Consider the following 22,861-nt stretch of genomic DNA (forward strand, 5'->3'; position numbering starts at 1 on the left):
TGGAAGGGACGTAACCGCCGAGGCTCCCCGCTGGAGGACCGGATGATTGCCGAGACCGTCTGTTCCGCCCTGTCCGCGGCCGGCCTGGGCATCGCCGCCATCACGGCCTACCGCAAGCGCTTCCTGGCCGCGACGCGCATCGCCGCGTACTCCCTGATCCCGATCGGCCTGGTGATGACGGGCCTGGTCGAGTGGGTCGCGAGCCTGGTCTTCCGGCCCAGCACGTGGGTCGGCTTCGGCCTGCTCGGCCTTGCCTGGGTGCTCTTCATCCTCACCCGGTTCGTGGAGCGCCGCGGTGGCCGCAAGCAGCACGGCACGATATCGGCCGACCGCCCCGAGGCCACCGCGCCGAGCGCCTCGGCCCCGTCCCTGGGCCCGGGTCACAGCACGGCCCCGTCCACCACGACCACGGGGAAGAAGCCCGCCGAGCACGCGGACGACTTCTCGGACATCGAGGCGATCCTGAAGAAGCACGGCATCTGACCCCCGAGGGGCAGCACGGCGCCACCGCGACGCCAACCACGTGGCCGGACCTCGGAAAGAAGCACGGAATCCGGCGAACTCCTTTTTGTTCTGGGCGTGTTGAACGTTCGCGGCGGCGCCGCTGCGCGATCATCGCCCCGCCATGCAGGAAACATCCCGGGGCGAGCCCCCCGCACCAGCCGCGCCCACCGCCGCGCCCACGCCTGCCCCCACACCCGTCCCGGACCCCGAGCGGCGAGGCTGTCTCTTCGCGCTCTCCCAGCCGCCGCTGATGATCTTCCTCGGCGTGATCGGCTGCCTACTGCTCGCCGCCGCCGTGCACGACCTGCTACTCCTGTGAACGCCCCGACCAGGGTCCCGGCACGACCGGGGCCCGCCCGGCGGTTGGGGCCCGCCCGGCCGGGTCCGCCGCTCAGCCTGCCGCTTCCTTGCGCCGTGCCCGGTACGCCGCGACGTGCAGCCGGTTCCCGCACGTACGGCTGTCGCAGTAGCGGCGCGAGCGGTTCCGCGAGAGATCCACGAACGCGTGCCGACAGTCCGGCGCCTCGCACCGCCGCAGCCGCTCCTGCTCCCCGGCGACCACGAAGAACGCCAGGGCCATCCCGCAGTCGGCCGCCAGGTGATCGGCGATCGAGGCGCCGGGCGCGAAGTAGTGCACGTGCCAGTCGTATCCGTCGTGGTCCGTCAGGCGCGGCGTGGTGCCGGCCGCGGCGACGAGGTCGTTGATGAGCCGCGCGGCGGTCTGCGCGTCCGGTGTCGCGAACACCTCGGCGAACCGGTCCCGGAGCCGCCGCACCGCCGCCAGATCGTGCTCCGACAGGACCCCGACGTCGCTGATCTGGTTCCGCCGTACGAACTCTTCGAGTGCCGCCACATCCGCCAGTCCGTCGGCCGAGGCGTCTCTGCCGGAGGCCGACGGCGTGGTGTTCACCAGATCGACCACGGCGTCGAGCGCGCACCGGGTGTCGTGGGTGATCAACACGATTCGCTCCCTGGCCTGAGGGTCGGGCCTGCGCCCGCCGATGCTGGCCGATGCTACCGCTCGCCCCGAAAACACCGACGCCGTCCGCAGCGGGCGAACCCACGGTGGACGGCGTCGGTGACTGCCGGTATGCGGTTGTCCTGGCCCGAGCCGCCTCCCCGAGACGGACGGCTTCGGGCTGCTTGGTGCCAGTACGGCCTCAGCCGGTCAACTCTCCGCGAGGATGTGCGAGAGCTCCGTATCGAGGTCGAAATGGCGGTGCTCGGTGCCCGGCGGCACCGCAGCGTCGGTTCGCTTGAGAAAGGACTCCAGGGCCCGCGCCGGGGCCTCGAGCAGGGCCTCGCCCTCCGGTGAGCTCAGGGCGATGCAGACGACTCCCTGTCCGTGACTGCGGGACGGCCAGACACGGACATCACCGGTACCGGTGGGCCGGTGCAGCCCTTCGGCGAGGAGGTCGCGGGCGAAGACCCACTCGACGGTCTCCTCGGCTCCGGTGTGGAAGGTGGCGTGCACGGCGTAGGGATCGGCCGTGTCATACCGCAGTCCTGCGGGTACAGGCAGTGAGGACTCGCTCGACACAACGAGGCGCAGGTGCAGCTCGCAGCTGACCGTGGTGTTCATAAGCGCCAGGGCCTTTCGCTCAGTGTGCGCTCGGGGATTCGCACGTCGGCGAAATCGACATGCCACCTACGGTGCCGTTGTAAACCCCTCTGAGCGATTTGCGTGGCTTTCGGTCGCTCTTACAGCGGAGTTGCCGTTCGATGCATGCACCCATTCCGGTGAAGCGTTTCTCTCCGGTAATGTCTCCGGGTATGAGTACGGGGAGTGACGACCGCAACGTGGCCGCCACAGTTGTTGAGTCGAGGACCGCATCTGAGGCCGAGCAGGCTGAGCAGGCCGGGCGGGCTGAGGAGTCCGCACAGCCTCAGGAGGCTGCACCGGCTGCACAGATCGGGCAGGCTGAGAACGTGGAGAAGGCCGACGCCGAGCTGGGCTCCAAAGCGCCGGCGTTCATCCAGGCCCGCCGGGCGCTGCATCTGAGCTGGCAGGTCGGCGTCTTCGTCGTCGGGCTCGCTGTGGTGATCGCGGGCATCATCATGCTGCCGTTGCCCGGTCCCGGCTGGGTGGTGATCTTCTGCGGCATGGCGATCTGGGCGACCGAGTTCGTCTGGGCGCAGCTGGTCCTTCGCTGGACCAAGCGGAAGGTGACCGAGGCCGCACAGCGCGCGCTCGACCCGAAGGTGCGGCGACGGAACATCATCCTGACCTCGATCGGCCTGGTGATCGTCGCCGTCCTGCTCGCGATCTACGTGTGGAAGTTCGGCCTCGTGATGCCCTGGAAGATCGAACAGTGAGCCGAGCGGCCACAGCCTCCGGGCCGGGTGCTCGGCCGGTGGTCAAAGGGGCTCCTGAAGTGCGGTAATGTTCTCTCTGCGCCCGGGCGATTAGCTCAGCGGGAGAGCGCTTCGTTCACACCGAAGAGGTCACTGGTTCGAACCCAGTATCGCCCACCGGACCGAGGGTCCGGGAGACATCATCGTCTCCCGGACCCTCGGCGTTTACCGGGTGCGCCGGGGCGCAGACTCGGGGCATGGACTGGTGCCACTACCGCTTCCGCAGCGTCTGGCGGCTGCCCGCCGCGCCCGCCGTCGTGTTCGCGGTGCTCGAGCGGGCCGAGGAGTACCCCCGGTGGTGGCGGCAGGTGCGCGATGTGCGGCCCCTGGACGAGCGCAGCGGTACGGCGCGGTTCCGTTCGCTGTTGCCGTACGACCTGGTGGTGACCACGCGGGAGCGGCGTCGGGATCCGGGGGCCGGGATTCTGGAGATCGAGATGACCGGGGATCTGGAGGGCTGGGCGCGCTGGACGCTCGCCGCGGCGGGCGGTGGCACCCGGGCGCTGTACGAGCAGGAGGTGGAGGTGCGGCGGCCGTTGATGCGTCGGCTGGCCGTGCCCGGGCGGCCGGTCTTTCTGTTCAACCACGCGTTGATGATGGCGTCGGGAGAGCGGGGGTTGCGGCGGCTGTTGCGGGAGACCCGAGTTTGAACGAACGGCCGCTGGACCTGTATGGTTCAACGCGTTCCCGGGCGATTAGCTCAGCGGGAGAGCGCTTCGTTCACACCGAAGAGGTCACTGGTTCGAACCCAGTATCGCCCACTCGTACGAGGGCGACATGTGTCCGCAAAATGCGCGGACCATGTCGCCCTCGTCGTGTTTTGCGAGGCTTCGCCTCGCGTAGCGGGGGCTTCGCCACCCGCACCCCCCATGGTCGGTGGGCGCACGACGTAATGGCCACGACGTGGACGTAGGTGTCACGACGTAAGTGTCAGGCGGCCGCGGGGAGTTCGGGCCGGATCGGCCACGCCGGGTTGACCTCTTCCTCGGTACCCGAGCGCGCGAACCACGCTTGCAGGCCCCGGGCCTGCGCCGCGTGCCACACCGCCTGCCGGGCGTGCAACTCGCCCGGCGACAGCTCCTGGAGGCGGTCCGCGTACCGACGGCCGAGTGCCCGGACCACCTCGAGTGCGGCCCGCGCGTCCGCCGTGGCGTCATGCGCGTCGGCGAGCTCGACACCGTACTCCGCGCACAGGTCGGTGAGCGTGCGGCGGCCCTTGCGGTAGCGGTCGAGGTGCTTGTCGAGGACCCGTGGGTCGAGCACGCAGAGCGGGCGGTGCTCCAGATAGCGGGCGAGCGAGGAGGCGCGGTGGCGGCGTAACTCGCGGTCCAGGAGCGTGAGATCGAACGGGGCGTTCATCACGACAAGGGGTCGGCCCGCCGCGCTCACCTCCGCCAGCTCCCTGGCTATCTCCTCCATCACCGGAGCCGGCCAGCGGCCGTTGAGCTGGAGATGCTCCTCCGTCAGGCCGTGCACTTCCGTCGCCGCGGCCGGCACCGGAACGCCCGGGTGCACCAGCCAACGGGCGCTGCGCGGGCGGGCTCCGGGGGTGTCCTGGACGACCACGGCCGCCGACACGATGCGGTCGGTCTCCACATCCACGCCCGTGGTCTCCGTGTCGAACGCGGCGAGGGGTCCCTCGTACCAGCACGTCATGGTCATCCAACTCCCTGCTCCCGCTTGACAGATGACGTGTGCTCCCCGCCCGAATCCGTGATACCCAGGCTGTTTGGCTCGTACGCCGGGCGGCGACAACACAGGTGACGGGCCTGGGAATTGGGGCGCCGTCGGATTCGTACGTCTCGTTTCCCGGTTATTTCTCGCGGTTGCGTTTCGTGCGTGATTCCGTACGTCATTCCGTACGTCAACGGCCGATCCCGGAAGGCGAGTTCGACATGGCGCTCGCGCGGCCCGGACAGGGTGGGCTGCTGCCCGAGCGGACGGCACCGCCGCGCGGCACCCTCGCCACCACCGCCTGCATGGAGACGCTCCAGGTGGGATATCTGCACGCGGTGGCGGCCGCGTCGGGCTGTTCGCTGTCGCAGCCCTTTCCCGACAACGGCATCGACTGGCACGTCAGCCACAGTTCGCCCGGGCACACGGTGGACGACGAGGTCACCATCAAGGTGCAGCTCAAGTGCACGTATCAGATCGCGCCGAATCCGGCGGGCGACACCTTCTCCTTCACGCTCGACAACGCGCACCTGGAGAAGCTCGCCCGCACCCCCGTCTCGGTGCACAAGATCCTCGTCGTGATGCTCGTGCCACGGGCACGGGACGACTGGCTGCGGGCGAGCCACGACCGGCTCGATCTGCGGCACTGCTGCTACTGGACCAACCTGGCCGGGCACCCCGTGCGGGGCCGGCACAGGACCACGGTGCGTATCCCGACCTCGCGGATCTTCGACGACATCGCGCTCTGCGAGATCATGGCGCGGGTCGGGGCGGGAGGGAGGCCCTGATGCGGCATCCAGGAGGAGATGGCTGGGCCGCAGGCCCTTCGATTGAGGGTGGTGGCGTGCGAGGGGCGGGCGGCTTTCCGGGGCCCCACCCAGGGGAGCCCGGTGTGCCCGGGCCGGATCCGGCGCGCGTCGACCCCGCCGTGTTCGGTGCGCTGCTACGGCGGCACGGCTGGCGGCGGCGCGGCGGCGCGGTCGGCCGCTATGCGCGCTGGACGCCGCCGGGCGGTCCTTCGGCGGCACCGGCCCTGGGCGTCACGAGCCTGCTCGTGCCGGAGAGCCGCGCCTTCCCCGACAGCGACGACCTGCTCGGCGAGGCGCTGCTCGCCCTCGCCCGCAGCGCCGCACCGTCCGCCCGGGCCGTCCTGGTCGGGCTCGCCGTGCCCAGCGACGAACTGTCCTGGACCCGCGATGTGCCGGAGGGACCGGCGGGCACGACCGCCTGGACGGACACCGAGCAGCTGCGGTCCGCGGCCCGGCATCTGCTGCTCGCGGGCGCGCTCGCGGTGCGGGCCCGGGCCGGGTACTACGGGGCGCGGCACCGGCGGCCCGCCGCCCAGTCCCTGGAGCGGGTGCTCGTGGGTCCCTCCTCGGGCGGGCGGCGGCTGACCGCCTTCGTGCCCGTGGACCCCGGCCGCCCCTTGGCCGTACGGCTCTACCACGCGCTGTACGCCGCCCGGGAGGCCGTCGACTACCAGCGGGCCACCGGCGGCATGGAGGCCTTCGACACCGCGATCGAGGCGGGCGTCAGCCACGAGCTGACCGAGGCCTTGGCCGCCCTGGTGCAGGGCTCCGAGGGCGCCCGGATCACCGTCGGCTGGGCGCCCGCCGCGGGGGTGCCCGAGGGGTGCGAGGCGCGGCCCGAACCGGTCGAGTTCTCGCCCGGGGACTTACCGGTGCTGCGCGAGGCGGGCGCCCGCTACTTACGCGCGGAGCCGTCGGTGCCGGTACGGGTCACCGGCACCGTGGTGCGGATGCGCAGGTCGGGGCCGCGGGGGCCGGGCACGGTGCGGCTGAGGGTGCTCGCCGGGGCGGACGTGCCGCAGGTCCGGGTCGGCCTCGACGAGGAGGCGTACCGGATCGCGGGCCATGCCCATCTCGTGGGGATGCCGGTACGGGTGCAGGGCCGCCTGGAGAGCCGGAGCGGGTTCCGGCGCCTGACCGGGGCGTCGGAGGTGGTGCCGGTGCGCCTTGACGAGGCGGAGCGGGACCGGATGCTGAAGTCCCTCCAGGAGAACCTCGACTTCTTCGAGGAGGCGTGCCAGGGGGACGACTACGGGGGCGGAAAATAAAGCCCGTCCGGCGATTGAGGACGAGCCCGCAGGGCGATCTGCGGCGCCCCCTCCGACGGCCACACAGCTCCTTCCGACGGCCACACAGCGCCTTCCGTAAGGCCGCGCACGTAACCGTTTAGCGCTCCGTGCGTCCCGCTCGGTACGATTCACTGCGCGCGGCCGTCCGCCCGCGCAATCCCCTTCAGAGCAGGAGAGACCGGTGTCTGATGTCCGTGTGATCATCCAACGCGATTCCGAGCGGGAAGAGCGCGTGGTGACGACGGGCACTACGGCCGCCGAGCTCTTCGCCGGTGACCGCACCGTTGTCGCCGCGCGCGTCGCGTACGAGCTGAAGGACCTCGCGTACGCGGTGCAGGACGGCGAGATCGTCGAGCCGGTGGAGATCTCCTCCCAGGACGGGCTCAACATCCTGCGGCACTCCACCGCGCACGTCATGGCGCAGGCCGTGCAGGAGCTCTACCCCGAGGCCAAGCTCGGCATCGGCCCGCCCGTCAAGGACGGCTTCTACTACGACTTCGACGTTGCCGAGCCGTTCACGCCCGAGGACCTCAAGCGCATCGAGAAGAAGATGCAGGAGATCCAGAAGCGCGGCCAGAAGTTCGCGCGCCGGGTCACCACCGACGAGGCCGCTCGTGAAGAGCTGGCCGACGAGCCGTACAAGCTGGAGCTCATCGGCCTCAAGGGCAACGCGGGCGAGGCCGCCGAGGGCGCCGACGCCGAGGTCGGCTCCGGCGAGCTGACGATCTACGACAACCTCGACCCGAAGACCGGCGAGCTGTGCTGGAAGGACCTCTGCCGCGGTCCGCACCTGCCCACCACCCGGAACATCCCGGCGTTCAAGCTGATGCGCTCCGGCGGCGCCTACTGGCGCGGCAGCGAGAAGAACCCGATGCTCCAGCGCATCTACGGCACCGCCTGGCCGTCCAAGGACGAGCTGAAGGCGCACCTGGAGTTCCTCGCCGAGGCCGAGAAGCGCGACCACCGCAGGCTCGGCAGCGAGCTCGACCTGTTCTCCATCCCGGAGCAGATCGGCTCCGGCCTCGCCGTCTTCCACCCCAAGGGCGGCATCGTGCGCCGCGTGATGGAGGACTACTCGCGCCGCCGGCACGAGGAAGAGGGCTACGAGTTCGTCTACACCCCGCACGCGACGAAGGGGAAGCTCTTCGAGACCTCGGGGCACCTGGACTGGTACGCCGACGGCATGTACCCGCCCATGCAGCTCGACGAGGGCGTGGACTACTACCTCAAGCCCATGAACTGCCCGATGCACAACCTGATCTTCGATGCGCGCGGCCGGTCGTACCGTGAACTGCCGCTGCGCTTCTTCGAGTTCGGGACCGTGTACCGGTACGAGAAGTCGGGCGTCGTGCACGGCCTGACCCGGGCCCGCGGCTTCACCCAGGACGACGCGCACATCTACTGCACCCGCGAGCAGATGGCGGACGAGCTCGACACGACGCTCACGTTCGTCCTCAACCTGCTGCGCGACTACGGCCTGACCGACTTCTATCTGGAGCTGTCCACCAAGGACCCGGAGAAGTTCGTCGGCTCGGACGAGGCCTGGGAAGAGGCCACCGAGACGCTGCGCCAGGTCGCCGAGAAGCAGGGCCTGCCGCTGGTCCCGGACCCGGGCGGCGCCGCGTTCTACGGCCCGAAGATCTCCGTACAGGCGAAGGACGCCATCGGCCGGACCTGGCAGATGTCGACCATCCAGCTCGACTTCAACCTGCCGGAGCGCTTCAACCTGGAGTACACCGGCCCGGACGGCAGCAAGCAGCGCCCGGTCATGATCCACCGGGCCCTGTTCGGCTCCATCGAGCGGTTCTTCGCGGTGCTTCTGGAGCACTACGCGGGGGCGTTCCCGGCGTGGCTGGCCCCGGTGCAGGCCGTCGGCATTCCGATCGGGGACGCGCACGTGCCGTACCTGGAGGACTTCGCCAAGCAGGCCAAGGCCGCCGGGCTGCGGGTCGAGGTCGACTCGTCCTCGGACCGCATGCAGAAGAAGATCCGTAACGCCCAGAAGGCCAAGGTGCCGTTCATGGTCATCGCGGGCGACGAGGACATGGCCAACGGCGCCGTCTCCTTCCGCTACCGGGACGGCTCGCAGGAGAACGGCATCCCGGTCGAGGACGCCATTGCGAAGATCGCGAAGGTCGTGGAGGAGCGCTCTCAGGTCTGAGTCCGGTCAGGACGTGAGGCCGCGGCCCCGGAGCGTTGCCCGCGCTCCGGGGCCGCGGCACGCCCCGTACGGGCGAAGCCATATGCTGCGAGCATGACGAGTGAGCCGGAGCAGCAGAACGGGGTGGGGACGCAGGACGCGTTCCAGCGACTGTGGACGCCCCACCGGATGGCGTACATCCAGGGCGAGAACAAGCCGACCGGCCCGGGGGCCGGGGACGGCTGCCCCTTCTGCTCCATCCCCGAGATGTCCGATGAGGACGGCCTGGTCGTGGCGCGCGGCCAGCAGGTGTACGCGGTGCTCAATCTGTATCCGTACAACGGCGGGCACCTGATGGTCGTGCCCTACCGTCATGTCGCCGACTACACCGAGCTGACCCCGGCGGAGACCGTCGAGCTGGGTGAGTTCACCAAGCAGGCGATGGTCGCGCTGCGCACCGCCTCCGGGGCGCATGGCTTCAACATCGGCATGAACCAGGGGACCGTGGCCGGTGCGGGCATCGCGGCGCACCTGCACCAGCACATCGTGCCGCGCTGGGGCGGCGACACCAACTTCATGCCGGTCGTCGGGCACACCAAGGTGCTGCCCCAACTCCTCGGCGACACCCGCAAGATGCTCGCGGACGTCTGGCCGACGGGCTGAGCGGACGCACGGGGCTGGGGCGTCTTAAGGATCACGATCCGTACCGTCGGCTGGGTTGCCGTCTTCTGGGGGCTGCGCCCCCAGACCCCCGCTATCGGCCAGGGGGGTACCTCCCTGCTCGAGCGAAGCCGAGAGCTTGGGGGAGGCCTCGTCCTCAAACGCCGGACGGGCTGTGTTGTTGCCCCGTTACGCGTCGAACACGTCCGCCTTCCTCGGCGTCGCGTCCTGGACCATGTTGCTGAGGAAGAGCGAGCGGTTGCCGAAGCGCTCGGTGTCCACGCCGTTCTCCTCGAGCACCTTCATCGCCGAGCTGTGCACCACGCGCAGCACCGGCGGGGCCGCGCGCACCGCGTCGTCCGTCATGAAGCGGTGCCGCCAGGGCTTGTCGGCCCAGGCGTGCCGCAGCCCGAACGGCTCGGGCAGCACGAGCTTGCCGCCGAGGAAGTCCAGGACCGGCGGGAACCAGGTGAACGGGGCGCGCGCGGCGAGCCGCACCACCTCGGACGGCTCCACCAGAGGCTGCTTGATCTCCTTTGTCTCCCAGAACCTGATGGTCTTGGAGACCTCCTTGACCTTCTTCTTGGGCTTGGTCGTGAACAGCGGGTGCACCGGGCCCAGGGCGTGGCCGGTGACCTCGATCCGCAGCGTCTGGTGCAGCACGGTGACCGTGATCAGCATGGTGATCACCAACTGGCCGTCCCAGAGCGGGAACTGCACGCCCAGATAGTGCCGGTCGCCGCTGCCGAACTGCTGCTCGTTGCAGATCCGCTGTATCTCGTGGCCGCGGACCTGGTACGCCTCCACGTCGGTGCCGCCGGGCCGGGCGACCTCCCCGGCGTTCTCCCCGACCGGGGAGACGATCCAGTGGCGTATGGAGGGCTTGGGGAAGCCGCCGGTGTGCAGCGGGCCGCGCTCCAGGAGCTTGAGCTGGTCGTGCACCGCCTTGATGACGTCCCAGCTGCGGAACGGGTGGATCTCCGGGAAGCCGTCGCGCGGGGTGAGCTCCTCGGCGAGCTGCCAGCTGCCCCAGCGGGTGCCCATGCCGAGTATTCCCTTGGGGCCCGCGTAGAAGACGGAGTTGGACTGCTGCTCGGCGGTGAGCCGGGCCAGGCTCTGCCGGAGCCGCTCGGCCGCGCTCTCGTTCGGGCTGGTCGGCACCGCCTCGGGGATCTTGGCGCCGATGCCGCCGCCCGAGAGCAGGCTCTCCCAGCGGGCCCGCAGGTCCACGGCCGTACGCTCGGCGATCTGCTTGGCGAGCACCCACCCGATGACGGGCGCGACGACCGCCGCCCTTATGTAGAGGCCGAGCAGCCCGCCGACCGGCATGGTGATCAGGAAGAACAGACCCACGCCGCAGGCCGCGACGAGGATCGCGGTGCCGAGGGCGCCGCCGTTCTTCTGGTTCGCGAGGGTCTTCTTGGCCTGGAAGATCAGCAGCCAGGCGAGCAGACCGGGCAGGAACAGCACCCCGAACAGGACGGTCACCGCGGTGAGTCGGGTGTCCCGCTCCTTGCGGATCCGGGTCGCGGCGAGGCAGTGCTCGACGACGGACTGCGGCTCGATGCCGAAGGACTGGATGAGCGGTGGGCGGGCGCCGCCGAGCATCCGCACCTGCACGGCGCGCGCGAAGGCCTCGCCGAGGTTGGGCTTGAACAGCGACAACTTGCCCTGTTTCACCTCGGATTTGTGCCACTCGCTGTTGGCCTTGAGTATCTCGTCGATCTCGCTGTCCCGGTACGCGGCCGAGGCCAGGGCATGCGTCGCCGCCGTCTCGCCCGCGGCGCCCGAGAGCGGCACCTGTGCTCCCGGGCTGAAATCGAAGGACGTATCGATATCGTTCGCCACTGCCGCCCCCATCGCCGCAACGCCGCTGCTGCGGACCTTCCCGACTTCCTTACCCCGCACACCAGTTGACCGACACCGGCGGGCAGATCATCAATGTATCCGGGGGCACTGACATCCGTCAGCGCGCGGCCGAGGCGGATGGCCGGATGCCGCCCGCTCGTGGTGCCCATGACGGGCGGCATCCGGCCCAACTCCACTCAGCGATAGGCGAGTTGGGCCGGGCGTGCGCTCCCTGCTCCGGCTATGCGCCGTTCTCCGCCTCCTGCCGGATCTTGGCCGCGACCTGCGCGGGCATCGGCTCGTGACGCGCGTACGAGCGGCTGAAGCGCCCGGTGCCGTGCGAGAGGGACCTGAGGTCGACCGCGTACCGGCCGATCTCGATCTCCGGCACCTCGGCGCGCACCAGCGTGCGCCCGCCGGGCGACTGTTCGGTGCCGATCACGCGGCCGCGCCGCCCCGACAGGTCGCTCATCACGGAGCCCACATAGTCGTCGCCGACCAGGACCTGAACCTCGGCGACGGGTTCGAGCAGCTGCACCGAGGCCTGTGCGGCCGCTTCGCGCAGCGCGAGGGCGCCCGCCGTCTGGAAGGCCGCGTCCGAGGAGTCGACGGAGTGGGCCTTGCCGTCGACGAGGGTGACCCGCACGTCGACGAGCGGGTTGCCGGTGGCGACCCCGCGCGCCGCCTGCGCGCGCACGCCCTTCTCGACGGAGGGGATGAACTGCCGCGGCACGGCGCCGCCGACGACCTTGTCCACGAACTCGATGCCGGAGCCGCCGGGCAGCGGCTCCACCTCGATGTCGCAGATCGCGTACTGGCCGTGCCCCCCGGACTGCTTCACATGCCGGCCGCGCGCCGTGGCCTTCCCCGCGAAGGTCTCCCGAAGGGAGACCTTGTACGGTACGACGTCCACCTGCACGCCGTACCGGCTGCGCAGCCGCTCCAGGGCGACGTCGGCGTGGGCCTCGCCCAGGCACCACAGAACCACCTGGTGGGTGTCCTGGTTCTGCTCGAGGCGCATCGTCGGGTCCTCGGCGACCAGGCGGGACAGGCCCGTCGAGAGCTTGTCCTCGTCCGGCTTGCTGTGCGCCTTGATGGCCAGCGGAAGCAGCGGGTCCGGCATGCTCCAGGGCTCCATGAGGAGCGGGTTGTCCTTGGCCGACAAGGTGTCGCCGGTCTCGGCGCGGCTCAGCTTGGCGACGCAGGCGAGGTCGCCCGCGATGCAGTGTGTAAGCGTGCGCTGCTGCTTGCCGAACGGCGAGGAGAGGGCGCCGACCTTCTCGTCCTCGTCGTGGTCCTCGTGGCCACGGTCCGCGAGCCCGTGCCCGGAGACATGCACGGTGGAGTCGAGGCGCAGCGTGCCGGAGAAGACCCGGACCAGCGAGAGCCGTCCTACGTACGGGTCGGACGAGGTCTTCACCACCTCGGCGAGGAGCGGCCCCGACGGGTCGCAGGACGCCGCGGGCCGCTCCTTGCCCTGGGGCGTGGTGACGGCGGGCACCGGTCGTTCGAGCGGGGTCGGGAAGCCGCCGGTGATCAGTTCGAGCAGCTCGACCGTGCCGAGGCCCTGCCGGGCGCCGTTCGCGGCGGGCGCGGCGGCGAGCACGGGGTGGAAGGTGCCGCGTGCGACGGCCCGTTCCAGGTCGTCCACGAGCGTCTTGATGTCGATCTCCTCGCCGCCGAGATAGCGGTCCATGAGGGTCTCGTCCTCGCTCTCCGCGATGATCCCCTCGATCAGCCGGTTGCGGGCCTCCTCGATCCGCGGGAGCTGCTCGTCGTCCGGCTGGGACTCGGCGCGTTCGCCGGACGCGTAGCCGAAGACCCGCTGGGAGAGCAGCCCGAGCAGGCCGGTGACCGGAGCGTGGCCGTCCGCGGCGGGCTCGCCGTGCAGCGGCAGATACAGCGGCAGTACGGCGTCGGGGTCGTCGCCACCGAACGCCTGCGCGCAGGCGTCGGTCATCGCGAAGAAATCCGCGCGCGCTGCCTCCAGGTGGGTGACGACGATGGCCCGCGGCATGCCCACGGCCGCGCACTCGTCCCACACCATGCGGGTCGCCCCGTTGATGCCTTCGGTGCCCTCGGCCGCCGAGACAACGAAAAGGGCCGCGTCCGCCGCTCGCAGACCGGCCCTCAACTCCCCGACGAAATCGGCGTATCCGGGGGTGTCCAGGAGATTGATCTTGATGCCGTTCCATTCGAGCGGCACCAGGGAGAGCTGCACCGAGCGCTGCTGCCGGTGCTCGATCTCGTCGAAGTCGGAGACGGTGCCGCCGTCCTCCACGCGGCCCGCCCTCTTCACCGCCCCCGCGGTCAGGGCGAGGGCCTCCACCAGCGTCGTTTTACCCGATCCGGAGTGGCCGACCAGCACCACATTCCGTACGGAGGCGGGGTGGTCGGCCGTCGCTGCCCTGCCGGCGGCTCCGGTATGTGCGCCTGCCTTGTCGCCCATGACTTGCCTCCCGATGTCCTTGCAAGGTGAGGGGAGTGGGCGCGGACACGCGAGAACCGCGTGCTGGCGGCTCCGGCGACGCCCGCGGTGATTCGAGCTTTGCACTCGCGTCACGGTGCGTCCATACGTCGTACGCGATCGCACCCGGCCGGGTAGCCGCGGGCAGATCCACGAAGACCGGGCAGACGGCCCTGGCCCCTGACGCGGTGCGGCGCGGGGCTGCGCGACTACGATGGGCCCGCCGGTGGCCAGCAGGGGCCGCACGGCGCTCCGACCCTCGGGAAGGCCATGCTGAACAAGTACGCGCGTGCGTTCTTCACGCGTGTTCTCACACCGTTCGCCACGTTTCTGCTCCGCAGGGGGGTGAGCCCGGACGCGGTGACCCTTATCGGTACGGCCGGGGTCGTGGCCGGTGCGCTGGTCTTCTTCCCCAGGGGCGAGTTCTTCTGGGGCACGATCGTCATCACGCTGTTCGTCTTCTCGGATCTCGTCGACGGCAACATGGCCCGACAGGCGGGCGTCTCCAGCCGCTGGGGCGCCTTCCTGGACTCCACGCTCGACCGGGTGGCGGACGGAGCGATCTTCGGCGGCTTCGCGCTCTGGTACGCGGGCAAGGGCGACGACAACGTGCTGTGCGCGGTCTCGATCTTCTGTCTGGCCAGCGGTCAGGTGGTGTCGTACACCAAGGCCAGGGGCGAGTCGATCGGCCTGCCGGTCGCGGTCAACGGCCTGGTCGAGCGGGCCGAGCGCCTGGTGATCTCGCTGGTGGCGGCGGGCTTCGCGGGCCTGCACAAGTTCGGCGTCCCGGGCATCGACGTGCTGCTGCCCATCGCCCTGTGGATCGTTGCCGTCGGCAGCCTGGTGACCCTGGCACAGCGCGTGGTCACGGTGCGCAAGGAGGCGGCCGAGGCCGATGCGGCCCCCGACTCCGAGAACACGCAGGACGAGGCGCAGGATGGCAGTACACAGGGGGGCGCGCAGGGCGACGCGCACGGAACGTCTCAGGGGAGCGGGGCCACGTCATGAGCAGGACCACCGAGAAGCTCACGGACACGCTGTACGGCGCCGCCTGGGCCGGGGTCAAGAAGCTCCCGGAGCCGGTGGCCGTACGCATGGGCCGCACCATCGCCGACCTCGCCTGGAAGCGGCGGGGCAAGGGCATACAGCGTCTTGAGGCCAACTACGCGCGCGTGGTGGGGGACGCCACCCCCGAGCGCCTGGCCGAACTGTCCAGGGCGGGCATGCGCTCGTACCTGCGCTACTGGATGGAGTCCTTCCGGCTGCCCGCCTGGAGTGAGGACCGCATCAAGAACGGCTTCGCGCCCAAGGACGTGCACTACCTCACCGACGGTCTCGCCTCCGACAAGGGCGTCATCCTCGCGCTGCCGCACCTGGCCAACTGGGATGTCGCGGGCGCCTGGGTCACCACGAAGCTGGAGACCCCGTTCACCACCGTGCAGGAGCGGCTCAAGCCCGAGTCCCTGTACGACCGGTTCGTGGCCTACCGGAGCAGCCTCGGCATGGAGGTCCTGCCGCACACCGGCGGCACCGCCTTCGGCACCCTGGCCCGCAGGCTCCGCGCCGGTGGCCTGGTCTGCCTGGTCGCGGACCGCGACCTGTCGGCCTCCGGGGTCGAGGTGAAGTTCTTCGGCGAGACCGCGAGCATGCCCGCCGGGCCCGCCATCCTCGCCCAGCAGACCGGTGCGCTGCTCCTGCCGGTCACGCTCTGGTACGACGACTCGCCGGTTCTGCAGGGCCGGGTGCATCCGCCGATCGACGTTCCCGAGACAGGTACCCGGGCCGAGAAGACGTCTGTCATGACACAGGCGCTGGCCGATGCCTTCGCCACCGGGATCGCCGACCATCCGGAGGACTGGCACATGCTCCAGCGCTTGTGGCTCGCCGACCTCGACCCCGCCAAGGCCCCGCATGCGGAGCGCCCTGCGCCGGGTGAGGAGCGGCCGTGAGGATCGGCATCGTCTGCCCGTACTCCTGGGACGTGCCGGGCGGCGTCCAGTTCCACATCCGCGACCTCGCCGAGCACCTGATCCGCTGGGGGCACGAGGTCTCCGTACTCGCGCCCGCGGACGACGACACTCCGCTGCCGCCGTACGTCGTGTCGGCCGGGCGGGCCGTTCCGGTGCCGTACAACGGCTCGGTGGCGCGCCTGAACTTCGGGTTCCTGTCGGCCGCGCGGGTGCGCCGCTGGCTGCACGACGGCACCTTCGACGTGATCCATATCCACGAACCGGCCTCGCCCTCGCTCGGGCTGCTCAGCTGCTGGGCGGCGCAGGGCCCGATCGTCGCCACGTTCCACACCTCGAACCCGCGCTCCCGGGCGATGATCGCCGCGTATCCGATCCTCCAGCCCGCCCTGGAGAAGATCAGCGCGCGCATCGCGGTCAGCGAGTACGCCCGCCGCACCCTGGTCGAGCACCTCGGCGGGGACGCCGTGGTGATCCCCAACGGCGTCGACGTCGACTTCTTCGCCAAGGCGGAGCCCCGGCCCGAGTGGCAGTCGCCCGAGGCCCGCGCCGCGGACGGCGCCGTCGACGCCCCTGGAGACGGGCTGTCCGGTCCGCAGGGCGCCACCATCGGCTTCATCGGCCGCATCGACGAGCCCCGCAAGGGCCTGCCCGTCCTGATGAAGGCCCTGCCGAAGATCCTCGCCGAGCGCCCGGACACCCGCCTCCTGGTGGCGGGCCGCGGCGACGAGCGGGAGGCGGTGGCGTCGCTGCCGACCGAGATGCGGTCCCGCGTGGAGTTCCTCGGCATGGTCAGCGACGAGGACAAGGCGCGCCTGCTGCGCAGCGTCGACGTGTACGTGGCGCCCAACACCGGCGGCGAGAGCTTCGGCATCATCCTCGTCGAGGCGATGTCGGCGGGCGCCCCCGTACTCGCCTCCGACCTGGACGCCTTCACACAGGTCCTGGACCAGGGCGCGGCGGGCGAGCTGTTCGCCAACGAGGACGCGGACGCCCTCGCCGACGCGGCGGTCCGCCTCCTCGCCGACCCCGGGCGCCGCGCCGAGCTGCGCGAACGCGGCAGCTCCCACGTACGCCGCTTCGACTGGTCGACGGTGGGCGCCGACATCCTCTCCGTGTACGAGACCGTGACGGACGGCGCCGCGGCGGTGGCGGCGGACGAGCGCACGGGGTTGCGGGCGCGGCTGCGGTTGGCGCGGGACTGAGACGGCGCCTTCAGGGCGGGACTGAGACGGTGTCGGCCACCAGGGGCTGACGTAGCCGGTCGGGCCGCACGCGCCCGGCTGTAGCCTTACCGGCCGTGACCTCCACTTTGATCTGGATCGCGGTCGCCCTGTTCGCGATCGGCCTGTACCTGAGCTGGACCGCGGGGCGCCTGGACCGACTGCACGCGCGCATCGACGCCGCCCGCGCCGCGCTCGACGCCCAGCTGCTCCGCAGGGCCTCGGTCGCCCAGGAGCTGGCCACCTCCGGTGTGCTCGATCCGGCCGCGTCGATCGTGCTCTACGAGGCGGCGCACGCCGCGAGGCAGGCCGAGGAGGAGCATCGCGAGGTCGCCGAGAGCGAGCTCAGCCAGGCGCTGCGCGCGGTGTTCGCCGAGCCCGCGCAGGTCGAGGCGGTACGCGAGGCGCCCGGCGGTGAGGAGGCCGCGGGCGAGCTGGCACAGGCCGTGCGCCGGGTGCCGATGGCCCGGCGGTTCCACAACGACTCGGTACGCGCGGCCCGGGCGCTGCGCCGGCACCGCAAGGTGCGGTGGTTCCGGCTCGCCGGGCACGCGCCGTTCCCGATGGCCTTCGAGATGGACGACGAGCCGCCCGTAGCCCTGGCCGAGCGCGCGACGACGTAAGACTTCAGGCCGACAGACTTCAAACCGACGGAGAGAGACCTCAAGCCGACGGGGAGTCGAAAACGATCCACCGGCCACACATTGGCCCTTGTTGTGGCCCGGTCCGCCGATATTTGCTCTGCGGGCAACATGTTCTCCTTCCCTCCAGTGAGGTCATCCGTGTCCAGCACGCTCTCCACCAGCACCCCTCAGGCCGAAACCCCGGCGACCGGCACCGCCCGCGTGAAGCGCGGCATGGCCGAGCAGCTCAAGGGCGGCGTGATCATGGACGTCGTGACGCCCGAGGAGGCGAAGATCGCCGAAGACGCGGGCGCGGTCGCGGTCATGGCCCTGGAGCGGGTCCCGGCCGATATCCGCAAGGACGGCGGCGTGGCCCGGATGTCCGACCCGGAGATGATCGACGGCATCATCAACGCCGTGTCCATCCCGGTCATGGCCAAGTCCCGCATCGGCCACTTCGTGGAGGCGCAGGTCCTGCAGTCCCTCGGCGTCGACTACATCGACGAGTCCGAGGTCCTCACCCCGGCCGACGAGGTCAACCACTCCGACAAGTGGGCCTTCACCACCCCGTTCGTCTGCGGCGCCACCAACCTGGGCGAGGCCCTGCGCCGTATCGCCGAGGGCGCGGCCATGATCCGCTCGAAGGGCGAGGCGGGCACCGGCAACGTCGTCGAGGCCGTCCGCCACATGCGCCAGATCAAGAACGAGATCGCCAAGCTGCGCGGCTACGACAACAACGAGCTGTACGCCGCGGCCAAGGAGCTGCGCGCCCCGTACGAGCTGGTCAAGGAGGTCGCCGAGCTCGGCAAGCTGCCGGTCGTGCTGTTCTCCGCCGGCGGCGTGGCGACCCCGGCCGACGCCGCTCTGATGCGCCAGCTCGGCGCCGAGGGCGTCTTCGTCGGCTCCGGCATCTTCAAGTCCGGCGACCCGGCCAAGCGTGCCGCGGCCATCGTGAAGGCCACCACCTTCTACGACGACCCCAAGATCATCGCGGACGCGTCCCGCAACCTCGGCGAGGCCATGGTCGGCATCAACTGCGACACCCTGCCCGAGTCCGAGCGCTACGCCACCCGCGGCTGGTAAGCGCACCGATGGCAGCCACTTCAGAAGCCCCGGTGATCGGCGTCCTGGCCCTCCAGGGTGACGTACGGGAGCACCTGGTCGCCCTGGCCGCGGCGGACGCCGTGGCCAGGCCGGTCCGGCGCCCCGAGGAGCTCGCCGAGATCGACGGGCTCGTCATACCCGGCGGCGAATCCACCACCATCTCCAAGCTGGCCGAGCTGTTCGGCCTGATGGAGCCGGTGCGCGAGCGCATCCGCGCCGGGCTGCCGGTCTACGGCACCTGCGCCGGCCTGATCATGCTCGCCGACAAGATCCTCGACCCGCGCTCGGGGCAGGAGACCTTCGGCGGCATCGACATGATCGTGCGCCGTAACGCCTTCGGGCGGCAGAACGAGTCGTTCGAGGCCGCCGTCGAGGTGGCCGGTGTCGGCCCGGTCGAGGGCGTCTTCATCCGCGCGCCCTGGGTCGAGTCCGTGGGCGCCACCGCCGAGGTGCTGGCCGAGCACGAGGGGCACATCGTCGCGGTGCGCCAGGGCAACGCCCTCGCCACCTCGTTCCACCCGGAACTCACCGGCGACCACCGGATGCACGCCCTGTTCGTGGAGATGGTCAGGGAGAATCACCGGGTCGGGTCCCGGTAGGATCTCTGTCGTTCGTACAGAGATTGGTTACGCGAAGGAGACAGGCAGATGTCCGGCCACTCTAAATGGGCCACGACGAAGCACAAGAAGGCCGTGATCGATGCCAAGCGCGGCAAGCTCTTCGCGAAGCTGATCAAGAACATCGAGGTCGCTGCGCGCATGGGCGGCGTGGACCTCGATGGCAACCCGACGCTTTACGACGCCGTGCAGAAGGCGAAGAAGCAGTCGGTTCCGAACAAGAACATCGACTCCGCGATCAAGCGCGGTGGCGGTCTCGAGGCGGGCGGCGCCGAGTACGAGACGATCATGTACGAGGGCTACGGCCCGAACGGCGTGGCCGTCTACATCGAGTGCCTCACCGACAACCGCAACCGCGCGGCCTCCGACGTCCGCGTGGCGATGACGCGCAACGGCGGCTCGATGGCCGACCCGGGCTCGGTGTCGTACCTCTTCAACCGCAAGGGCGTCGTCATCGTGAACAAGGGCGAGCTCACCGAGGACGACGTCCTCGGCGCCGTCCTGGACGCGGGTGCCGAGGAAGTCAACGACCTGGGCGAGAAGTTCGAGGTCGTCAGCGAGGCCACCGACCTGGTCGCGGTCCGCACCGCGCTCCAGGAGGCCGGCATCGACTACGACTCGGCCGAGGCCAACTTCCTGCCCACCATGCAGGTCGAGCTGGACGAGGAGGGCGCGCGGAAGATGTTCAAGCTCATCGACGCCCTCGAGGACAGCGACGACGTGCAGAACGTCTTCGCGAACTTCGACGTCTCGGACGAGGTCATGGAGAAGGTCGACGCCTGAGCGACGTCCGACGCCTGACGGCGCTCGAACTCGGCGTAGGTGCAAGGGCCGATGGGGACACACACCCCGTCGGCCCTTTGCTTCGTCGCCGGTTGTCAGTGGCGGCGGATAGCCTGACGGGGAAACGAAAGATCGCCACCGGGGACCACAACCATCAATTGAGGCACCACGACGGTGGCAGGTCCGCGAGAGCGGCGGCGGTTTAGCCGCAAAGAGGGGAAGGGGGGTGCCGGGGGTGCGTGTACTGGGTGTGGACCCGGGCCTGACCCGCTGCGGCGTCGGCGTGGTCGAAGGTGTCGCGGGGCGGCCGCTCGCCATGCGCGGCGTCGGCGTCGTCCGTACGCCCGCCGACGCCGAGTTGGGGGAGCGCCTCGTCGCCATCGAGCAGGGCATAGAGCAGTGGCTGGACGAGCACAAGCCTGAATTCATGGCCGTGGAGCGGGTGTTCAGCCAGCACAACGTACGGACGGTGATGGGCACCGCCCAGGCCAGCGCCGTCGCCACGCTCTGCGCCGCCCGCCGCGGCATCCCCGTCGCACTGCACACCCCCAGCGAGGTCAAGGCCGCGGTCACCGGCAGCGGCCGCGCCGACAAGGCCCAGGTCGGCGCCATGGTGACCCGGCTGCTCCGGCTCGCGGCGCCGCCCAAACCGGCCGACGCCGCCGACGCCCTCGCGCTCGCCATCTGCCACATCTGGCGCGCCCCCGCGCAGCACCGACTGCAGCGGGCGGTCGCGCAGAACCGACTCCAGCAGGCCGTCGCCCAGAGCCGCCGCCAGCAGGCGGCCCCGCACGCACCGAAAGGCCGTACGTCATGATCGCCTTCGTCAGTGGCCCGGTCGCCGCCCTCGGCCCCGACACCGCGGTGGTCGAGGTCGGCGGCATCGGCATGGCCGTCCAGTGCACCCCGGACACGATCTCCGGCCTCCGGATCGGCAGGGAGACCAAGCTCGCCACGTCCCTGGTCGTACGCGAGGACTCGCTCACCCTCTACGGCTTCGCCGACGACGACGAGCGGCAGACCTTCGAGCTGCTCCAGACCGCCAGCGGCGTCGGCCCCCGGCTCGCCCAGGCCATGCTCGCCGTGCACTCCCCGGACGCCCTGCGCCGCGCGGTCGCGACCGGCGACGAGAAGGCGCTCACGGCCGTGCCCGGCATCGGCAAGAAGGGCGCCCAGAAGCTGCTCCTTGAGTTGAAGGACCGGCTCGGCGAGCCCCTGGGCACCAGCGGCCCCGCCGTCGGCACCGCGGTCACCCCCGGCTGGCGCGACCAGCTGCACGCCGCCCTGATCGGCCTCGGGTACGCAACCCGCGAGGCCGACGAGGCGGTCGCTGCGGTCACCCCGCAGGCCGAGGCCGCCGACGGCACCCCGCAGGTCGGCGCGCTCCTCAAGGCCGCCCTGCGCACGCTCAACCGGACCCGCTGACCAGCGGCCCGACCCGCGGCCGAGCGAGCCCGGCACCGTAGGCAACGACCGTACGAACCGCACCGTACGAACCGCACAGCAAGCACCGAACCGCGCAGCACCCACCACACAACAAGCGCAGCACCCACCACACAACAAGCACCGAACCGCAAGCACCGACCCCCGCGAGGCCTCCACCGTGAACTGGGACGACACCGCACCGCCCACCGACAGCGCCGCAGCAGGCCGCCTCGTCGGAGCCGCCGCGGACGGCGAGGACCAGGCCGTCGAGGCCGCTCTGCGCCCCAAGTCCCTGGCCGAGTTCGTGGGCCAGGAGCGGGTGCGAGAGCAGCTCGACCTCGTCCTGAAGGCCGCCCGGCAGCGCGGCGCCACCGCCGACCACGTGCTGCTCTCCGGCGCCCCCGGCCTCGGCAAGACCACGCTCTCCATGATCATCGCGGCCGAGATGGAGGCCCCGATCCGGATCACCTCCGGGCCCGCCATCCAGCACGCGGGCGACCTCGCCGCGATCCTCTCCTCCCTCCAGGAGGGCGAGGTCCTCTTCCTCGACGAGATCCACCGGATGTCCCGGCCCGCCGAGGAAATGCTGTACATGGCGATGGAGGACTTCCGGGTCGACGTCATCGTGGGCAAGGGCCCCGGCGCCACCGCCATCCCGCTCGAGCTGCCGCCCTTCACCCTGGTCGGCGCCACCACCCGCGCGGGCCTGCTGCCGCCGCCGCTGCGCGACCGCTTCGGCTTCACCGCGCACATGGAGTTCTACGGTCCGGCCGAACTGGAGCGGGTGATCAACCGCTCGGCCGACCTGCTCGACGTACGCGTGGACGCCGTCGGTGCCGCCGAGATCGCCGGCCGGTCCCGCGGCACCCCCCGGATCGCCAACCGGCTGCTGCGCCGGGTACGCGACTACGCCCAGGTCAAGGCGGACGGCGTGGTGACCCGCGAGATCGCGGCGGCCGCCCTTCAGGTGTACGAGGTGGACATCCGCGGCCTGGACCGCCTAGACCGTGCCGTCCTTGAGGCGCTCCTCAAGCTGTTCGGCGGCGGGCCGGTCGGTCTGTCGACGCTCGCCGTCGCGGTGGGGGAGGAGCGCGAGACCGTCGAGGAGGTGGCCGAGCCCTTCCTCGTACGGGAGGGCCTGCTCGCCCGGACCCCGCGCGGCCGGGTGGCCACGCCCGCCGCCTGGCAGCACCTCGGCCTCGTACCACCGCAGGCGCAGGGGGCCGCGGGGGCCGGGGGAACCCGGGAAAGCGGACAACAGGGCCTCTTCGGGGCGTGACGAGGATGAGGGTCGCCGGGTGGGGAACCCGAGTGCCATGCTGAGCGTTGTTCCATAGGTGGGGACTCGCCTAGACTCCGCCGATGCCGCCTTT

Annotated in this window: 23 protein-coding genes and 2 tRNA genes; 20 read left to right on the plus strand and 5 right to left on the minus strand. The window is 70.8% G+C overall.

Annotation, left to right across the window (positions count from 1 at the left end; genetic code table 11):
- Nucleotides 1–42: 42 nt before the first annotated feature.
- Nucleotides 43–483 (plus strand): hypothetical protein, encoded by a 441-nt coding sequence (locus tag ACWD10_RS29195; RefSeq protein WP_451096226.1) that lies wholly within the window; start codon nucleotides 43–45, stop codon nucleotides 481–483.
- Nucleotides 484–625: 142 nt separating this feature from the next.
- Nucleotides 626–823 (plus strand): hypothetical protein, encoded by a 198-nt coding sequence (locus ACWD10_RS29200; protein WP_451096228.1) that lies wholly within the window; start codon nucleotides 626–628, stop codon nucleotides 821–823.
- A 72-nt stretch (nucleotides 824–895) separates the two neighbouring features.
- Here ACWD10_RS29200 and ACWD10_RS29205 read toward each other — a convergent pair whose 3' ends face one another.
- Together ACWD10_RS29205 and ACWD10_RS29210 are read right to left on the minus strand one after the other, a co-directional pair.
- Nucleotides 896–1,465 (minus strand): CGNR zinc finger domain-containing protein, encoded by a 570-nt coding sequence (locus ACWD10_RS29205; protein WP_451096230.1) that lies wholly within the window; start codon nucleotides 1,463–1,465, stop codon nucleotides 896–898.
- 207 nt (nucleotides 1,466–1,672) lie between these two features.
- Nucleotides 1,673–2,086, minus strand: coding sequence for an SsgA family sporulation/cell division regulator (locus ACWD10_RS29210; RefSeq protein WP_003959770.1), 414 nt, complete (start codon nucleotides 2,084–2,086; stop codon nucleotides 1,673–1,675).
- A gap of 191 nt (nucleotides 2,087–2,277) precedes the next feature.
- On the opposite strand from ACWD10_RS29210, the gene ACWD10_RS29215 reads away from it, so the two are divergent.
- From ACWD10_RS29215 to ACWD10_RS29230, 4 genes are all read left to right on the plus strand, one after another.
- Nucleotides 2,278–2,820 carry a TIGR02611 family protein gene (locus ACWD10_RS29215; RefSeq protein ID WP_451096232.1) on the plus strand — a complete coding sequence of 181 codons (543 nt, stop codon included), beginning with the start codon at nucleotides 2,278–2,280 and terminating at the stop codon, nucleotides 2,818–2,820.
- 84 nt (nucleotides 2,821–2,904) lie between these two features.
- Nucleotides 2,905–2,976 (plus strand) — tRNA-Val (locus tag ACWD10_RS29220).
- Nucleotides 2,977–3,056: 80 nt separating this feature from the next.
- Nucleotides 3,057–3,509, plus strand: a complete 453-nt coding sequence (locus tag ACWD10_RS29225; RefSeq protein ID WP_451096234.1) for an SRPBCC family protein — start codon at nucleotides 3,057–3,059, stop codon at nucleotides 3,507–3,509.
- Nucleotides 3,510–3,548: 39 nt separating this feature from the next.
- Nucleotides 3,549–3,620, plus strand: a tRNA-Val gene (locus ACWD10_RS29230).
- 169 nt (nucleotides 3,621–3,789) lie between these two features.
- On the opposite strand, the gene ACWD10_RS29235 is transcribed toward ACWD10_RS29230, so the two are convergent.
- Nucleotides 3,790–4,515: an exonuclease domain-containing protein gene (locus tag ACWD10_RS29235; RefSeq protein WP_451096352.1), complete on the minus strand. Its 726-nt coding sequence runs from the start codon at nucleotides 4,513–4,515 to the stop codon at nucleotides 3,790–3,792.
- Nucleotides 4,516–4,754: 239 nt separating this feature from the next.
- Between ACWD10_RS29235 and ACWD10_RS29240 the strand changes: the two genes are divergently transcribed.
- The 4 genes from ACWD10_RS29240 to ACWD10_RS29255 all read left to right on the plus strand — a co-directional run bounded on the left by ACWD10_RS29240 (nucleotide 4,755) and on the right by ACWD10_RS29255 (nucleotide 9,434).
- Nucleotides 4,755–5,321, plus strand: coding sequence for a DUF4365 domain-containing protein (locus ACWD10_RS29240; RefSeq protein ID WP_451096236.1), 567 nt, complete (start codon nucleotides 4,755–4,757; stop codon nucleotides 5,319–5,321).
- A complete protein-coding gene (locus ACWD10_RS29245; RefSeq protein WP_451096238.1) occupies nucleotides 5,321–6,610 on the plus strand; it encodes a hypothetical protein in 1,290 nt (429 codons plus the stop codon). Before ACWD10_RS29240 ends, ACWD10_RS29245 begins: the two co-directional genes overlap by 1 nt.
- Before the next feature lie 202 nt (nucleotides 6,611–6,812).
- On the plus strand, nucleotides 6,813–8,792 hold the full coding sequence (gene thrS / locus ACWD10_RS29250) for a threonine--tRNA ligase (RefSeq protein ID WP_451096240.1): 1,980 nt from the start codon (nucleotides 6,813–6,815) through the stop codon (nucleotides 8,790–8,792).
- Nucleotides 8,793–8,885: 93 nt separating this feature from the next.
- Nucleotides 8,886–9,434, plus strand: coding sequence for an HIT family protein (locus ACWD10_RS29255; protein ID WP_451096242.1), 549 nt, complete (start codon nucleotides 8,886–8,888; stop codon nucleotides 9,432–9,434).
- Nucleotides 9,435–9,620: 186 nt separating this feature from the next.
- Here ACWD10_RS29255 and ACWD10_RS29260 read toward each other — a convergent pair whose 3' ends face one another.
- Complete coding sequence (locus tag ACWD10_RS29260) at nucleotides 9,621–11,279, minus strand: hypothetical protein (RefSeq protein ID WP_451096244.1); 1,659 nt, start codon at nucleotides 11,277–11,279, stop codon at nucleotides 9,621–9,623.
- A gap of 241 nt (nucleotides 11,280–11,520) precedes the next feature.
- Entirely contained in the window at nucleotides 11,521–13,728 is a 2,208-nt protein-coding gene (locus ACWD10_RS29265) for an elongation factor G-like protein EF-G2 (protein ID WP_451096246.1), read from the minus strand.
- Nucleotides 13,729–14,016: 288 nt separating this feature from the next.
- Between ACWD10_RS29265 and pgsA the strand changes: the two genes are divergently transcribed.
- From pgsA to ruvB, 10 genes are all read left to right on the plus strand, one after another.
- On the plus strand, nucleotides 14,017–14,754 hold the full coding sequence (gene pgsA / locus ACWD10_RS29270) for a phosphatidylinositol phosphate synthase (RefSeq protein WP_451096248.1): 738 nt from the start codon (nucleotides 14,017–14,019) through the stop codon (nucleotides 14,752–14,754).
- A complete protein-coding gene (locus ACWD10_RS29275; protein ID WP_451096250.1) occupies nucleotides 14,751–15,695 on the plus strand; it encodes a phosphatidylinositol mannoside acyltransferase in 945 nt (314 codons plus the stop codon). Before pgsA ends, ACWD10_RS29275 begins: the two co-directional genes overlap by 4 nt.
- Complete coding sequence (locus ACWD10_RS29280) at nucleotides 15,692–16,918, plus strand: glycosyltransferase family 4 protein (RefSeq protein ID WP_451096252.1); 1,227 nt, start codon at nucleotides 15,692–15,694, stop codon at nucleotides 16,916–16,918. Before ACWD10_RS29275 ends, ACWD10_RS29280 begins: the two co-directional genes overlap by 4 nt.
- A gap of 95 nt (nucleotides 16,919–17,013) precedes the next feature.
- A complete protein-coding gene (locus tag ACWD10_RS29285) occupies nucleotides 17,014–17,559 on the plus strand; it encodes a hypothetical protein (RefSeq protein ID WP_451096254.1) in 546 nt (181 codons plus the stop codon).
- Between the two features lie 129 nt (nucleotides 17,560–17,688).
- On the plus strand, nucleotides 17,689–18,642 hold the full coding sequence (gene pdxS, locus ACWD10_RS29290) for a pyridoxal 5'-phosphate synthase lyase subunit PdxS (RefSeq protein WP_451096256.1): 954 nt from the start codon (nucleotides 17,689–17,691) through the stop codon (nucleotides 18,640–18,642).
- 8 nt (nucleotides 18,643–18,650) lie between these two features.
- Nucleotides 18,651–19,262: a pyridoxal 5'-phosphate synthase glutaminase subunit PdxT gene (pdxT, locus tag ACWD10_RS29295; protein WP_451096258.1), complete on the plus strand. Its 612-nt coding sequence runs from the start codon at nucleotides 18,651–18,653 to the stop codon at nucleotides 19,260–19,262.
- 48 nt (nucleotides 19,263–19,310) lie between these two features.
- Nucleotides 19,311–20,063: a YebC/PmpR family DNA-binding transcriptional regulator gene (locus tag ACWD10_RS29300; RefSeq protein ID WP_451096260.1), complete on the plus strand. Its 753-nt coding sequence runs from the start codon at nucleotides 19,311–19,313 to the stop codon at nucleotides 20,061–20,063.
- Between the two features lie 235 nt (nucleotides 20,064–20,298).
- A complete protein-coding gene (gene ruvC / locus ACWD10_RS29305; protein ID WP_451096262.1) occupies nucleotides 20,299–20,880 on the plus strand; it encodes a crossover junction endodeoxyribonuclease RuvC in 582 nt (193 codons plus the stop codon).
- Nucleotides 20,877–21,488, plus strand: a complete 612-nt coding sequence (gene ruvA, locus ACWD10_RS29310) for a Holliday junction branch migration protein RuvA (RefSeq protein WP_451096264.1) — start codon at nucleotides 20,877–20,879, stop codon at nucleotides 21,486–21,488. Before ruvC ends, ruvA begins: the two co-directional genes overlap by 4 nt.
- Before the next feature lie 178 nt (nucleotides 21,489–21,666).
- Complete coding sequence (gene ruvB / locus ACWD10_RS29315) at nucleotides 21,667–22,767, plus strand: Holliday junction branch migration DNA helicase RuvB (protein WP_451096266.1); 1,101 nt, start codon at nucleotides 21,667–21,669, stop codon at nucleotides 22,765–22,767.
- Nucleotides 22,768–22,861 lie beyond the last annotated feature (94 nt).

It is taken from the genome of Streptomyces sp. NPDC002851, from assembly GCF_053591935.1.